Here is a 15,004-nt window from a genome sequence, read left to right on the forward strand (position 1 = left end):
CAGGGCTCCCCAACATGCCTACCGGTCGGTATGCTCGCCGCGAGAGAGCGTCGCTGCCGCCGCCCTACGGGAGGACCCGTGTCCCGCACCGCCCTGCGTATCTGCCCCCTGTGCGAGGCCACCTGCGGCCTGGCGCTCACCATCGACGGCACCACGGTCACCGCGGCCCGAGGGGACCGCCACGACGTCTTCAGCCGCGGGTTCATCTGCCCCAAGGGCGCCTCCTTCGGGGCCGTCGACTCCGACCCCGACCGGCTGCGCGCCCCCCTGGTGCGCAGGGACGGCGAGCTGCGCGAGGCCACCTGGGAGGAGGCGTTCGACGCGATCGCCGCCGGTGTCCGGCCCGTCGTCGAGCGGTACGGGCCGAACTCCGTCGGCGTCGTCCTCGGAAACCCCAACGTGCACACCATGGCCGGCGCCCTCTACCCGACCGTCCTGATCGGCGCCCTCGGCACCCGCAGCCTCTTCACCGCGTCGACGGTAGACCAGATGCCCAAGCACGTCTCCAGCGGGCTGCTCTTCGGCGACGCCAACGCCATCCCGGTGCCCGACCTCGACCGCACCGACCACCTGCTCCTCATCGGCGCCAACCCGCTGGAGTCCAACGGCAGCCTCTGCACGGCTCCCGACTTCCCCGGCCGCCTCAAGGCGCTCAAGGCCCGCGGCGGCACCCTCACCGTCATCGACCCGCGCCGCACCCGCACCGCCAGGCTCGCCGACCGACACGTGGCGATCCGCCCAGGCACCGACGCCCTGCTCCTCGCCGCGATGGCCCACGTACTGTTCGAAGAGAGCCTGGTGGACCTCGGCGCACTCGCCCCGCATGTCGAAGGAGTCACGGAACTCGCCGCTGCCGTAGCCGACTTCACGCCGGAGTCCGTCGCCGCCGCCTGCGACGTGGACGCCGACGTGACGCGCGCCCTCGCCCGCGAACTCGCCGCCGCCCCCACCGCTGCCGTCTACGGCCGCATCGGCAGCTGCACCGTCCCGCACGGCACGCTCGCCAGCTGGCTCGTGGACGTCCTCAACATCCTCACCGGCAACCTCGACCGGCCCGGCGGTGCCCTCTTCCCGCAGGCCGCCACCGACAGGACTCCCCGCCCCGCCGGACCCGGCCACGGCTTCGCGCTCGGCCGCTGGCACTCCCGGGTGAGCGGACACCCCGAGGCCAAGGGCGAACTGCCCCTGTCCGCCCTCGCCGAGGAGATCGACACCGCCACCGCCACCGACACCCGCACCGCCACCGCCGTCGAGGCGGGCGAGCCGGTCCGCGCGCTGGTCACCATCGCCGCCAACCCCGTGCTGTCCGCACCCGACGGCGACCGGCTCGACAAGGCGCTGGCCTCGCTCGACTTCATGGTGAGCGTCGACCCCTACCTCAACGAGACCTCTCGCCACGCCCACGTCGTCCTGCCGCCGCCCCCGCCGGCCCAGAGTCCGCACCACGACTTCGCCTTCAACACGCTCGCCGTGCGCAACCAGGTCCGCTACACCCGCCCCGCCGTCCCGCTGGAACCCGGCCGGATGGCCGAGACCGAGATCCTGGCCCGGCTGATCCTGGCCGCCACCGGCAGGCACGGCGCCGACCCGGCCGCCGTCGACGCCATGGTGATCGAACAGACCCTCGGCAAGGCCGTACGGGAGCCGCACTCACCCGTGCACGGACGCGACCCGGGCGAACTGACCGCCCAGCTCACCGGCGACAACGGCCCCGAGCGGCGGCTCGACATGATGCTGCGCCTCGGCCCCTACGGCGACGGCTTCGGCGTACGGCCCGACGGGCTGTCCCTGCGGCGGCTGCTCGCCCACCCGCACGGCATCGACCTCGGCCCGCTGCGCCCCAGGCTGCCGCAGCCGCTGAAGACCCGCAGCGGCAAGGTGGAGCTGCTGGCGGGGCCGATCGCCGGCGATCTGCCGCGGCTCAGGCAGGCCCTGACCGAGCGGCCCGACGGGCTCGTCCTCGTCGGCCGGCGCCATCTGAGGTCCAACAACAGCTGGATGCACAACATCCCGGCCCTCACCGGCGGCTCCAACCGCTGCACCTTGCACCTCCACCCCGACGACGCCGAACGGCTCGGCGTGCGCAGCGGAGAGCCCGTGCGCGTGACGGGCGCCGGGGGAGAGGTGACCGCCCCCGCGGAGGTCACCGACGCGGTGCGGCGGGGCGTGGTCAGCCTTCCGCACGGCTGGGGCCACGGCCGCCCCGGCACCCGTCTGACCCACGCCGCCACCGAGCCCGGCGTCAACGTCAACCAGCTCCTCGACGGCACCCTGCTCGACCCGCTCTCGGGCAACGCGGTCCTCAACGGCATACCCGTCGCGATCGCCCCCGCGCCCCGGCCCTGACCGGCGTACCGCTGTGACCTGGAGTTTTGCGCTTATTGCTCGCATGTCAACGTCTTGTTAACGCTGCTTTGCGCCACCTAACGTCGCTCGCACCGCCTGCCCCGGTGGAATGTTCAAGGGCGAACGTTAGGTACTCACACATGCTGACCATCCTCGGCTTCGCCATGATCGCGACCTTCCTGGTCCTGATCATGATGAAGAAGATGTCGCCGATCGCGGCGCTCGTGCTGATCCCCGCGCTGTTCTGCGTGTTCGTCGGCAAGGGCGCCCACCTCGGCGACTACGTCATCGACGGCGTGTCCAGCCTCGCCCCCACCGCGGCGATGCTCATGTTCGCGATCGTCTACTTCGGGGTGATGATCGACGTCGGGCTCTTCGACCCGATCGTCCGGGCCATCCTGAAGTTCTGCAAGGCCGACCCGATGCGGATCGTCGTCGGTACGGCCCTGCTCGCCGCCATCGTCTCGCTGGACGGTGACGGCTCCACCACCTTCATGATCACGGTCTCGGCGATGTACCCGCTGTACAAGCGCCTGAAGATGAGCCTGGTCGTGATGACCGGCGTCGCCGCGATGGCCAACGGTGTGATGAACACCCTGCCCTGGGGCGGCCCCACCGCCCGCGCCGCCACCGCCCTGAAGGTCGACGCCACCGACATCTTCGTCCCGATGATCCCGGCCCTGGCCGTCGGTCTGCTCGCGGTCATCACCCTGTCGTACGTGCTGGGTCTGCGCGAGCGCAGGCGGCTGGGCACGCTGACGCTGGACGAGGCGCTGGTGCGGGAGCCGGAGAGCGAGACGGTGCTGGTCGGCGCGGGTTCGGGCACGGCCTCCGGTGCGGGTGCGGGTGCGGGTGCGGGTGCGGGTTCGGGGAAGGCATCTGCGGGCGGGGGTGGGTCCCTCGGGTCCCAGGACGCCGCCGCCGAAAACGGCGAGTCCGACGCCGACTCCGACGACGACTTCAAGGGCCTCGACCCGAACCGGCCCACCCTGCGCCCCAAGCTGTACTGGTTCAACGCGCTGCTCACGGTCGCGCTGCTCAGCGCCATGATCATGGAGGTGCTGCCGATCCCGGTGCTCTTCCTGCTCGGCGCCGCGCTCGCGCTCACCGTCAACTTCCCGCACATCCCCGACCAGAAGGCCCGGATCGCGGCCCACGCCGACAACGTCCTCAACGTCTCCGGCATGGTCTTCGCCGCCGCCGTCTTCACCGGCGTCCTCACCGGCACCGGCATGGTCGACCACATGGCCAACTGGCTCGTGGACACCATCCCCGACGGCATGGGCCCGCAGATGGGCCTGGTCACCGGTCTGCTGAGCCTGCCGCTGACCTACTTCATGTCGAACGACGGCTTCTACTTCGGCGTCCTGCCGGTGCTCGCCGAGGCCGGTCAGGCGCACGGCGTGTCGACGCTGGAGATCGCCCGCGCCTCGATCGTCGGCCAGCCGCTGCACATGTCCAGCCCGCTCGTCCCGGCCGTCTACGTCCTGGTCGGCATGGCCAAGGTCGAGTTCGGCGACCACACGCGGTTCGTGGTGAAGTGGGCGGTTCTGACGAGCCTCGTGATTCTCGCGGCGGGCATCCTGTTCGGCATCATCTGATGATCGGCCCGGCTCCCTGGGAACTCGTTCAGGGAGCCGGCATTTCGGGTTCGCGGGAAGGACACGATCATGGCGCCCGGTGGCAACCGCGGCTGGCTGCTCCGCCTCGTCATCGCCTTCGGCTTCGCGCAGGGGGCGGTGTCGATGGCCCGGCCCGCCGTCTCCTACCGGGCCCTCGCGCTGGGCGCGGACGAACAGGCGGTCGGCGTCATCGCCGGCGTGTACGCGCTGCTGCCGCTGTTCGCCGCCGTCCCGCTCGGCCGCCGCACCGACCACGGCCGGTGCGCGCCCTTGCTGCCCGTCGGCGTGGTGCTCATCGCCGGCGGCTGCGCCCTGAGCGGCGTCGCGGGCTCCCTGTGGGCGATGGCCCTGTGGAGCGGCGTCATGGGCCTCGGCCACCTCTGCTTCGTCATCGGCGCCCAGTCGCTGGTCGCCCGCCAGTCCGCGCCGCACGAACAGGACCGCAACTTCGGCCACTTCACCATCGGTGCCTCGCTCGGCCAACTCGTGGGGCCCATCGCGGCGGGCGCGCTGATCGGCGGCCACGACATGGCCCGCAGCAGCGCCCTGGCCCTGGTGGTGGCGGGCGCGGGCGCGGCGGTCGCGTTCACGTCGCTGTGGCGCATAGAGCACCCGGGGGCCGCCAAGTCCCGCACGGAGGCGGGCGCGCGCGTGCCCGTGGGGAGCATCCTGCGCGCCCGGGGCGTGCCCGCGGGCATCCTGATCAGCCTGTCCGTCCTGTCCGCCACCGACATCCTCACCGCCTACCTGCCGGTGGTCGGCGAGCACCGGGGCATCTCCCCGGCCGTGATCGGCGTACTGCTCAGCCTCCGCGCGGCGGCCACCATCGCCTGCCGGCTGGTGCTGACGCCGCTGCTGCGGCTGCTCGGCCGCACCGCGCTGCTCACGGTCACGTGTCTGCTGGCCGCTCTGCTGTGCGCCGGTGTCGCGCTGCCGGTGCCGGTGTGGGCGCTCGCGCTGATGCTGGCCGTCCTCGGCTTCTGCCTCGGTGTCGGCCAGCCGCTGTCCATGACGACCGTCGTCCAGGCGGCCCCCGACGGAGCCCGCTCCACCGCCCTCGCCCTGCGCCTGACCGGCAACCGCCTCGGCCAGGTCGCCGCACCCGCCGCGGCGGGCCTGATCGCCGGCGTCGCGGGCGTGGCCGCGCCGTTCGTGATGCTGGGCGCCCTGCTGCTCCTGTCCTCCGGCATCGCCCTGCGCGCCCCGTCCACCGAACCGACCACGAACCACCCACCCACCGAGCCTCCCGCGGGCCTCCCGCCCACCGAGGACACCCCCGACGACACACCCCGGCGCCGCCCGCTACGCCGATCGGCCCGCTAGGACGGCCAGGGCCCGTCCGCCGCATCCCATCCGCCGCCCCGCGGCTCCCACCGGCCCCTCACCCAAGACGCCCCGATCCTGAATTCGGTCGTCCGCTTTCTCACCAGGTGGACGGTGGCACCGAGATACGGTCCAGTGTCTTCCCCCGGCCGCGCACATTCCGTTAGCTTCCGTGACTCAAACGCCCCGTACGACCCGCACGAGGGCGTCCGACCGCGGAGCACCAGCGCTCAGTGAGCCCCCGGGGGCACCTCCCATGACACGCGCCATCTCCCTGCACGACGTGAGCAAGACCTACGCGCGAGGCGTCCGCGTGGTGGACCGGCTGTCGCTGGACATCGCGCCCGGCGAGTTCCTCGTCCTGCTCGGCCCCTCCGGCTGCGGCAAGTCCACCGTGCTGCGCATGATCGCCGGCCTGGAGGAGATCACCGACGGGCGGCTGCTGCTGGACGGCGCGTACGCCAACGACCTGCTCCCCGCCGAGCGGAGCATGGCGATGGTCTTCCAGAACTTCGCCCTGTACCCGAACATGACCACCCGCGGGAACATCGGCTTCCCGCTGCGCGTCGAGGCTCCTCAGACCGACCCCGGCCCCCGCGTGGACGCCACCGCCCGCATGCTGGGCATCGAGGACCTCCTCGACCGCTTCCCCGCCCAGCTCTCCGGCGGCGAACGCCAGCGCGTCGCCATGGGCCGGGCCATCGCCCGCCACCCCAGCGCCTTCCTCATGGACGAGCCGCTGTCCAACCTCGACGCCAAGCTCCGCAACCACCTGCGCGCCGAGATCACCAAACTGACCCGCGAGCTGGGCGTCACCACGATCTACGTCACCCACGACCAGTCCGAGGCCATGTCCCTCGGCGACCGCGTCGCCGTCCTGCGCGGCGGCGTGCTCCAGCAGGTGGACAGCCCGCGCGCCGTGTACGCCCTGCCGCGCAACGTCTTCGTCGCCGCCTTCATCGGCACCCCCCGCATCAACCTCCTGCGCGGCCTCGTCCGCGCGCCGCTCGACGGCGCGATGACCATCAGCCTGGGCAAGCAGTTCCTGCGCCTGCCCGAGCCGCTCTCCCTGGACCACCAGCTGCTCCGCGTCCAGCAGGGCCGAGAGGTCATCGTCGGCCTGCGCTCGGAGGCCGTCCGGATCGCGAAGCCCGCCTCCGCCCGCCCCGGCGAGGTGCTGCTCACCGGCCTGGTGGAGCACGTGGAGTTCCAGGGGCACGAGGTCCTCGTCCACTTCAACACCGGCTCGCGGCCCGCCGTCGTGCCCGACCTGGAGGCTCCGCGCCCCGCCACCCGCCCCGCCAGGCGCCGCCGCCGCGACGGCACGGTCCTGGACCGGCTGAAGGAGCGGGCGGGCGCCCTGCGCGCCGGACCGGTGGTGGTCATGGACGACCCCGAGGTCGCCGGACCCGCGGTCGCCGCCCCCGACGGCCGCCTCCCCGGTGACCTGATCGTCCGGACCACCCCCGACATCGACCTGCGTCACGGCATGCAGGTCCCCCTCCTCGTCGACCTCGCCCACCTGTTCGTCTTCGACCAGCACGGCGAGCGGATCTGCCCCGCCCCGGCGCGGCTGCCGGACCTGGGGGAGTGATCCCGCCGGGACCGGGCCCGCCGGGAAGGTGACCCGCGCCACCATGGGGGCCGCCCCTGGTGCCGTAAAACTATCGGCGCTAGTTTGGGGCGCGGACGACGAGGCCCGCCCGGAAGGAACGCGATGAAGGCACATGACGGCATGTACATCGACGGAGCCTGGCGGCCCGCCGACGGCCGGGACACGATCGAGGTCGTGAACCCGGCCGACGAGCAGGTGATCGGCAAGGTCCCCGCCGGCACCGCCCTGGACGTCGACACCGCCGTACGGGCCGCCCGCGCCGCCCTGCCGGCCTGGGCCGCCACCCCGCCCGCCGAGCGGGCCGCCCGCCTGGCCGCCCTGCGGGACGTACTGGTGGCCCGCAAGGACGAGGTCGCCGAGACGGTCACCGCGGAGCTGGGTTCGCCGCTGAAGTTCTCGCAGGCCGTGCACGCCGCCGCCCCGATCACGGTCGCGGGCTCCTACGCCGAGCTGGCGGCGACGTACGCCTTCGAGGAGAAGATCGGCAACTCCGTCGTCCACCACGAGCCGGTTGGCGTGGTCGGGGCCATCACCCCCTGGAACTACCCGCTCCACCAGATCGTCGCCAAGGTCGCCCCGGCGCTCGCGGCCGGCTGCACCATCGTGCTGAAGCCCGCCGAGGACACCCCGCTCACCGCCCAGCTCTTCGCGGAGGCGGTGCACGAGGCCGGCGTCCCGGCGGGCGTCTTCAACCTGGTCACCGGCCTCGGCCCGGTCGCCGGCCAGGCCCTCGCCGAGCACCCCGGCGTCGACCTGGTCTCCTTCACCGGCTCCACGGCCGTGGGCCGGCGGATCGGCGCCCTCGCCGGCGCCGCCGTCAAGCAGGTCGCCCTCGAACTCGGCGGCAAGTCCGCCAACGTCATCCTCCCGAGCGCCGACCTGGCCAAGGCCGTGAACGTCGGCGTCGCCAACGTCATGTCCAACTCCGGCCAGACGTGCAGCGCCTGGACCCGCATGCTCGTGCACGCCGACCGGTACGACGAGGCCGTGCAGCTGGCCGCCGAGGCCGCCGCGAAGTACGGCGACCGGATCGGCCCGGTCGTCAACGCCAAGCAGCAGGAGCGGGTGCGCGGTTACATCGAGAAGGGCGTCACCGAGGGCGCGCGCGTCGTCGCGGGCGGCCCCGAAGCCCCGCGCGAGCGGGGTTACTTCGTCAGCCCGACCGTCTTCGCCGACGTGCGCGAGGACATGACCATCGCCCAGGAGGAGATCTTCGGGCCGGTCCTGTCCATCCTCCGCTACGAGGACGAGGAGGACGCCCTCCGGATCGCCAACGGCACCGTCTACGGCCTCGCCGGCGCCGTCTGGGCCGGCGACGAGGCGGAGGCCGTCGCCTTCGCCCGCCGGATGGACACCGGCCAGGTCGACATCAACGGCGGCCGGTTCAACCCGCTGGCGCCCTTCGGCGGCTACAAGCAGTCCGGCGTGGGCCGCGAACTGGGGCCGCACGGCCTGTCCGAGTACCTCCAGACCAAGTCCCTCCAGTTCTAGCTCCAGGGGAGTTGTCCACGTCATGGCCGTCCGCACCGCTGTCCGTGCCGCCGTCGTACCCGCCGTAGGCGCCCCGCTGGAGGTCACCGGGATCGAGCTGCCCGAGCCCGGACCGGGGCAGGTCCGGGTGAAGCTCGCCGCCGCCGGGGTCTGCCACTCCGACCTGTCCCTGTCCAACGGCACCATGCGCGTGCCCGTCCCCGCCGTCCTCGGCCACGAGGGCGCCGGCACGGTCCTCGCCGTCGGCGAGGGCGTCACCCGCGTCGCGCCCGGCGACGACGTGGTCCTCAACTGGGCCCCGTCCTGCGGCGCCTGCCACGCCTGCTCGCTCGGCGAGGTCTGGCTGTGCGCGAACGCCCTGGCCGGTGCCGCGGGCGTGCACGCCCGCCGCGCCGACGACGGCGCCGACCTGCACCCCGGCCTGAACGTCGCCGCGTTCGCCGAGGAGACGGTCGTGTCCGCGGCCTGCGTCCTGCCCGTCCCGGACGGCATCCCGCTCACCGACGCCGCCCTGCTCGGCTGCGCCGTCCTCACCGGCTACGGCGCCGTCCATCACTCGGCGAAGGTCCGCGAGGGCGAGACGGTCGCGGTGTTCGGCGTCGGGGGAGTGGGCCTCGCCACGCTCCAGGCGGCCCGCATCGCGGGCGCCTCGAAGATCGTCGCGGTCGACGTGTCCCCCGAGAAGGAGGAACTGGCCCGCGCCGCCGGCGCCACCGACTACCTGATCGCCTCCGACACCACCGCCCGCGAGATCCGCGCCCTCACCGGCAAGCAGGGCGTGGACGTCGCCGTCGAGTGCGTCGGCCGTGCGGTCACCATCCGCACCGCCTGGGAATCCACCCGACGCGGCGGCCGCACCACGGTCGTCGGCATCGGCGGCAAGGACCAGCAGGTCACCTTCAACGCCCTGGAGATCTTCCACTGGGGCCGCACCCTCTCCGGCTGCGTCTACGGCAACGCCGACCCGGCCCGGGACCTCCCGGTGCTGGCCGAACACGTCCGCGCCGGACGCCTGGACCTGGGCTCCCTGGTCACGGAGCGCATCGCCCTGGACGGCATCCCGGCGGCCTTCGAGAACATGCTGGCCGGCAAGGGCGGGCGGGCGCTGGTGGTGTTCTAGCCGCAGGCATCGCACGCACGCGGGGCACGAGGGTGCCGGGGCCACCCCGGCGCCCCGGTTCCCTGCGTCCGCGTGCCGTTCGTACCACCGCTCTCGCCACCCACGCCGCCACGATCGCCGTTCGATAAACATCTCGCACGACCGTTGACCACATACCGTCCGGTCAGTACGTTCCCGGGAACGTCCCACACGTCCCCGACGTCCCCCCGCACCACCCGGAGCGTGCACGTATGGACACCACCCCCTCCGCTCAGCCCCTCCCCACCACCGCCCCGCCCGCGGCCCCCAACCGCCGTCGCGTCGCCACCGCCGCCGCCCTCGCGTCGGCCGTCGAGTGGTACGACTACTTCGTCTTCGGCATCGCCGCCGCCCTCGTCCTCGGCGACCTGTACTTCCCGGCCGGCAGCCCCACCGCCGGGGTCCTGGCCGCCTTCGCCACCTTCGCCGTCGGCTTCCTCGCCCGGCCGATCGGCGGCATCGTCGCCGGCCAGCTCGGCGACAAGAAGGGCCGCAAGCCGATGCTGGTCCTCGCGCTCACCCTGATGGGCGTGGCCACCACGGGCATCGGCCTGCTGCCCACGTACGAGACCATCGGTGTGGCCGCCCCGATCCTGCTCGTCCTGCTGCGCATCGTCCAGGGCATCGCCGTGGGCGCCCAGTGGGGCGGCGCGATGCTGCTGGCCACCGAGTACGCGCCCGAGGGCAAGCGCGGCATCTACGGCAGCGTCGTCCAGCTCGGTGTCCCCATCGGCGTGGTCACCGCCAACACCGTCTTCCTGCTGGCCGGCGCGTTCACCTCGGAGTCGGCCTTCGAGGCCTGGGGCTGGCGGGTGCCGTTCGTGGTCGGCCTGCTCGTCCTCGTACTCGCCTGGTACATCCACACCCGCGTCGAGGAGACCCCCGAGTTCCGGGAGGCCGAGCGCGCGCTGGCCGAGAAGGAGCAGAGCGAGCAGTCCTCGCCGCTGCGCACGATCATGCGCGATCACCTCGGCACCGTGCTGCTGGCCGGCGGCTCCTTCGCCGTGAACACCGCGACGTTCTACATCCTCATCACCGGCGTCCTCGACTACACCACCCGCGAACTGGACATGGAGCACGGCGCGGTGCTCGCCGTCTCGCTCTGCGTCAGCCTCACCCAGCTGGTGCTGATCCCGGCCGCCGCCGCCCTGTCCGACAAGTTCGGCCGCATCCGGATCTACACCGTCGGCGCGGTCGGCATCGCGGTGTGGGCCGTCCCGCTGTTCCTGCTCATCGACACCGGCTCACTGGTGTGGCTGGCGGTCGGCACCTTCGTCGCCAGCTGCTTCCTCAGCATCATGTACGGCCCCCAGGCCGCGCTGTTCGCCGAGCTGTTCACGCCGGAGATGCGCTACACCGGCGCCTCGCTCGGCTACCAGATCGCGGCCGTCGGCGGGGGCGGGCTCGCGCCCTTCGTCATGGTGCTGCTCCTGGAGGCGACGGGCACCTCGATGGCCGTCTCCGGCTACATCATCGGCCTGTCGGTGATCGCCCTGATGTCCATCAAGGTGCTGTCCGACAGGGCGCGTTCACGCTGACCGCGAGGCGTTCTCGGGCCGCGACTCCGTGACTTCGGCCGGGGCCGCGGCCCGTGCCCGCCTGCGGGACCGGGACACCGCCACGCCCGCCAGGCACAGCGCGCCGCCCGCGAGTGTCAGCAGCCCCGGCACCTCGCCCAGCGCCAGCCACGACATCAGCACGACGAGCGCGGGCACGGCGTACGTGGTCGCGCCCATGCGGCCCGCGGTCGTACGGGCCAGCGCGTACGCCCACGTCGTGAACGCCAGCGCGGTCGGGAACACGCCCAGGTACACCATGTTGAGCGTCGCGGAGACGGGCGCGTCGGCCGCCTCGGTCACCAGCTGCCCCGCGAACGGCAGGCAGAGCACCGCCCCGACCAGGCACCCGAAGGTCGTCACCTGGAGCGCGCTCGCGTGCCCCAGCGCGGGCTTCTGCGCCACCACGCCGCCCGCGTACGCCACCGCGGCCAGCAGGCACAGCACCACCCCGAACAGCGAGGAACCGCCCTCGCCGGACATCGACAGGCCCACGGTCACCGCACCGGCGAACGACACCGCCATCCCCGCCAGCAGCCGCGGCGGCAGCGCGTCCCCCAGCAGGTGGGCGCCGAGCAGCGCGATGAGGATCGGCCCGACGTTCACCACGAGGGCGGCCGTGCCGGCGTCCACCTGCTGCTCGCCCCAGTTCAGGACGACCATGTAGAAGCCGAACCACAGCAGCCCCGATATCGCGATGCCCCGCCAGGCGGGCCGCGCCGGCAGTCCCTCCCGGCGCAGCAGACAGATCACGCCGAGCGTCAGCACGCCCGACAGCAGCCGCCCGAGCGCCAGGGCGCCCGGCGAGTAGGCCTCGCCCGCGCTGCGGATCGACACGAAGGCGGAGGCCCACAGGACGACGGTGACCGTGGCGGCGCCTGCCGCGAGGACTTCCGGACGACGAAAAGGGGCGGGACGGGCGGTGCTCATCATGCTCCAGAGGCTAGGGGGTGTCGTTTGGATCTTGCCGGGGTCGCGGGGCCTGGCACGCGCATCTGCCGCGTTGCCGTCGGTTGCCAACGCTCCGCGTTGTCGCCCTCCTCCGCCTTGCAGCTGCACGCACCAGACCCCACTCGGGTCAGTTGCAGGGCACCGTTGCCTGGAACCGGCCTGATCCAAACGACACCCCCTAGGCGGCGCGAGGATGCTCCCGCTGGCGGATTCCGGACCGGGAAGCTGTGCTCAGCGCAGCCCCGTCGGGTCGATGCCCAGCAGCTCGGACAGCGCGTCCTCGCCCGCCGGCGTCACCTTCACCGCGCGTTCCGAGCCGATGCGTACGCACCAGCCCGTGTCCAGGACGTGCCGGCACAGGGCCGCGCCCGCGACGCCCGCGAGGTGCGGACGGCGTTCGGTCCAGTCGAGGCAGGCCCGGGCCAGCGGCCGGCGGCCGGTGGGCTTCAGGGGGATGCCGGCGGTCTCGAACCAGCCGAGCCCGGCGTCCGTGAGCGCGAAGCCGGTGTCCTGGCGCAGCAGGCCGCGCCCGGTCAGCGCGTCGGTGACCGTGATGCCGAGCCGCCCGGCTAGGTGGTCGTAGCAGGTGCGGCCCCGGGCCATCGCCGATCCGGCGCCGGCCGCCCGCAGGGTGCGCGGACGCCGTGCCGCCGCCTCGGGCGCGACCTGCGCGGCCAGGTCCTCCAACAGCTGCGCGATCCGCTCGTCGGCAAGCCGCACGTACCGGTGCCGCCCCTGCCGTTCCTCGGCGAGCAGTCCGCCCGCGACGAGCTTGCCGAGGTGCTCGCTCAGCGTCGAGGCGGCGACCCCCGCGTGCCGGGCCAGCTCACCGGCGGTCCACGCCCGCCCGTCGAGCAGTGCCAGCAGACAGGCGGCCCTGGTCTCGTCGGCGATCAGCCCGGCCAGCCGCGCGAGCCCGGGCGCCTCGGCGTCCTTGTCGGTCATGCGTCCCAGGATGCGGTACGCACGGTTCGGTGGGCACCGAAGTGTTCTCAGGCGCCCCGCGCCACCTGCGCGTACTGCTGCGCCAGCCCGTCCAGCAGGGCCGTCAGCCCGGTCTCGAAGGCCCGCTCGTCGATCTTCTCCTGCTGCTCGGCCAGGAGGTGCGCCTGCTGGAGGTGCGGGTAGTCGGCGGGGTCGTAGGCACCGGCGTCGTCCACGAAGCCGCCGGCGAAGGAACCCAGCGCCGAGCCCATGATGAAGTACCGCATCAGCGCGCCGATGGACGTGGCCTGGGCCGGGGGCCAGCCCGCCGCGACCATCGCGCCGTAGACGGCGTCCGCGAGGTGCAGCGCGGCCGGGCGGCGGCCGGGGCCGTGGGCCAGCACGGGGACGATGTTGGGGTGGTCGCGCAGCGCCGCCCGGTAGGAGACGGCCCAGTCGTGCAGCGCCGTCCGCCACTCCCGGCCGTCCTCGAACATCGACAGGTCGACCTGCGCGCTCACCGAGTCGGCGACCGCCTCCAGGATCTCGTCCTTGGTGCGGAAGTGGTTGTAGAGCGAGGGCCCGCTGACTCCCAGCTCCGCGGCGAGCCGGCGCGTGGAGACGGCCGCGAGGCCCTCCGCGTCCACCAGCGCGCGGGCCGTCTCGACGATCCGGTCGGTGCTGAGCAGGGGCTTGCGCGGTCGGGCCATGGCGCACATAGTAGGGCTGCGGCTGTAAACTAGCAGTGCTAATTTAAATGTCCGCCGTTCAATATCGGTCCAAGATCCGCCGTTCGAGATCTGTCTTTCTGTGGGGTGACTCGGCATGAACCTGGAGCTCAGCGAGGAGCAGAGCGCCGTACGGCAGCTCGCGCGGGACTTCGTGGAGCGCGAGATCGCCCCGCACGTCGTCGCCTGGGACCGGGCCGAGGAGGTGGACCGGTCCATCGTGAAGAAGCTCGGCGAGGTCGGCTTCCTCGGGCTGACCGTCGACGAGGAGTACGGCGGCTCCGGCGGCGACCACCTCGCGTACTGCCTGGTGACGGAGGAACTGGGCCGCGGCGACAGCTCCGTGCGCGGGATCGTGTCCGTCTCCCTCGGCCTGGTCGCCAAGACGATCGCCGCCTGGGGCGACGAGGAGCAGAAGCGGCGCTGGCTGCCGGGGCTCACCTCCGGCGAGTACGTCGGCTGCTTCGGCCTCACGGAGCCCGGCACGGGTTCGGACGCCGGGAATCTCTCCACCCGCGCGGTCCGCGACGGCGACGACTACGTCATCAACGGCACGAAGATGTTCATCACCAACGGCACCTGGGCCGATGTCGTGCTGCTCTTCGCCCGCTCCACGGACGCCCCCGGCCACAAGGGCGTCTCCGCCTTCCTCGTGCCCACCGACACCCCCGGGCTCGGCCGCCGCACCATCCACGGCAAGCTCGGGCTGCGCGGCCAGGCCACCGCCGAGGTGGTGCTGGAGGACGTCCGCGTACCCGCCTCCGCCATGCTGGCCCCCGAGGGCAAGGGCTTCTCGGTCGCCATGTCGGCCCTCGCCAAGGGGCGGATGTCGGTCGCGGCCGGCTGCGTCGGCATAGCCCAGGCCGCGCTGGACGCAGCCGTGAAGTACGCGGGCGAGCGCGAGCAGTTCGGGAAGACCATCGCCCACCACCAGCTGGTGCAGGAGCTGATCAGCGACATCGCCCTCGACGTGGACGCGGCCCGGCTGCTGACCTGGCGGGTGGCCGACCTGATCGACCGCGGGCAGCCCTTCACCGTCGAGTCCTCCAAGGCCAAGCTGTTCGCCTCGGAAGCGGCCGTGCGCGCCGCGAACAACGCCCTCCAGGTCTTCGGCGGCTACGGCTACATCGACGAGTACCCGGCCGGCAAGCTGCTGCGCGACGCGCGCGTGATGACCCTCTACGAGGGCACCAGCCAGATCCAGAAGCTGGTCATCGGGCGTGCGCTGACCGGGGTTTCGGCCTTCTGAGTACGTGGACTGAGTACGACGGCGGATGTGGCGGGGGCCACATCCGCCGATGCTTGGCCCC

General features: G+C 72.8%; 11 protein-coding genes. 8 read left to right on the forward strand and 3 right to left on the reverse strand.

Features of this window, described 5'->3' with window-relative positions; genetic code table 11:
• The first annotated feature begins 78 nt into the window (after positions 1 to 78).
• The 7 genes from RI578_RS30935 (at position 79) to RI578_RS30965 (ending at position 11,073) form a co-directional block, all read left to right on the forward strand.
• Positions 79 to 2,346: a molybdopterin oxidoreductase family protein gene (locus RI578_RS30935; protein ID WP_310874138.1), complete on the forward strand. Its 2,268-nt coding sequence runs from the start codon at positions 79 to 81 to the stop codon at positions 2,344 to 2,346.
• A 140-nt stretch (positions 2,347 to 2,486) separates the two neighbouring features.
• Positions 2,487 to 3,947 (forward strand): citrate:proton symporter, encoded by a 1,461-nt coding sequence (locus RI578_RS30940; protein WP_310874139.1) that lies wholly within the window; start codon positions 2,487 to 2,489, stop codon positions 3,945 to 3,947.
• A gap of 69 nt (positions 3,948 to 4,016) precedes the next feature.
• Positions 4,017 to 5,291 (forward strand): MFS transporter, encoded by a 1,275-nt coding sequence (locus RI578_RS30945; protein ID WP_310874140.1) that lies wholly within the window; start codon positions 4,017 to 4,019, stop codon positions 5,289 to 5,291.
• 256 nt (positions 5,292 to 5,547) lie between these two features.
• Complete coding sequence (locus tag RI578_RS30950) at positions 5,548 to 6,885, forward strand: ABC transporter ATP-binding protein (RefSeq protein WP_310874141.1); 1,338 nt, start codon at positions 5,548 to 5,550, stop codon at positions 6,883 to 6,885.
• Between the two features lie 123 nt (positions 6,886 to 7,008).
• Positions 7,009 to 8,397, forward strand: a complete 1,389-nt coding sequence (locus tag RI578_RS30955; RefSeq protein ID WP_310874142.1) for an aldehyde dehydrogenase family protein — start codon at positions 7,009 to 7,011, stop codon at positions 8,395 to 8,397.
• 22 nt (positions 8,398 to 8,419) lie between these two features.
• On the forward strand, positions 8,420 to 9,517 hold the full coding sequence (locus RI578_RS30960) for a Zn-dependent alcohol dehydrogenase (protein ID WP_310874143.1): 1,098 nt from the start codon (positions 8,420 to 8,422) through the stop codon (positions 9,515 to 9,517).
• 230 nt (positions 9,518 to 9,747) lie between these two features.
• Positions 9,748 to 11,073, forward strand: a complete 1,326-nt coding sequence (locus tag RI578_RS30965; RefSeq protein WP_310874144.1) for an MFS transporter — start codon at positions 9,748 to 9,750, stop codon at positions 11,071 to 11,073.
• Here RI578_RS30965 and RI578_RS30970 read toward each other — a convergent pair.
• From RI578_RS30970 to RI578_RS30980, 3 genes are all read right to left on the reverse strand, one after another.
• Positions 11,065 to 12,024, reverse strand: coding sequence for a DMT family transporter (locus RI578_RS30970; protein WP_310874145.1), 960 nt, complete (start codon positions 12,022 to 12,024; stop codon positions 11,065 to 11,067). The two genes, RI578_RS30965 and RI578_RS30970, sit on opposite strands and share 9 nt — an antisense overlap.
• A 249-nt stretch (positions 12,025 to 12,273) precedes the next feature.
• On the reverse strand, positions 12,274 to 12,987 hold the full coding sequence (locus RI578_RS30975; RefSeq protein WP_310874146.1) for a winged helix-turn-helix domain-containing protein: 714 nt from the start codon (positions 12,985 to 12,987) through the stop codon (positions 12,274 to 12,276).
• A gap of 47 nt (positions 12,988 to 13,034) precedes the next feature.
• On the reverse strand, positions 13,035 to 13,676 hold the full coding sequence (locus tag RI578_RS30980) for a TetR/AcrR family transcriptional regulator (RefSeq protein WP_121746075.1): 642 nt from the start codon (positions 13,674 to 13,676) through the stop codon (positions 13,035 to 13,037).
• Between the two features lie 115 nt (positions 13,677 to 13,791).
• Here RI578_RS30980 and RI578_RS30985 point away from each other — a divergent pair, with 115 nt between their 5' ends.
• Entirely contained in the window at positions 13,792 to 14,943 is a 1,152-nt protein-coding gene (locus tag RI578_RS30985) for an acyl-CoA dehydrogenase family protein (RefSeq protein ID WP_210961793.1), read from the forward strand.
• The last annotated feature ends 61 nt before the right edge of the window (positions 14,944 to 15,004 follow it).

The sequence above is a fragment of the Streptomyces sp. BB1-1-1 genome (assembly GCF_031597775.1).
GTDB lineage: Bacteria > Actinomycetota > Actinomycetes > Streptomycetales > Streptomycetaceae > Streptomyces > Streptomyces thinghirensis.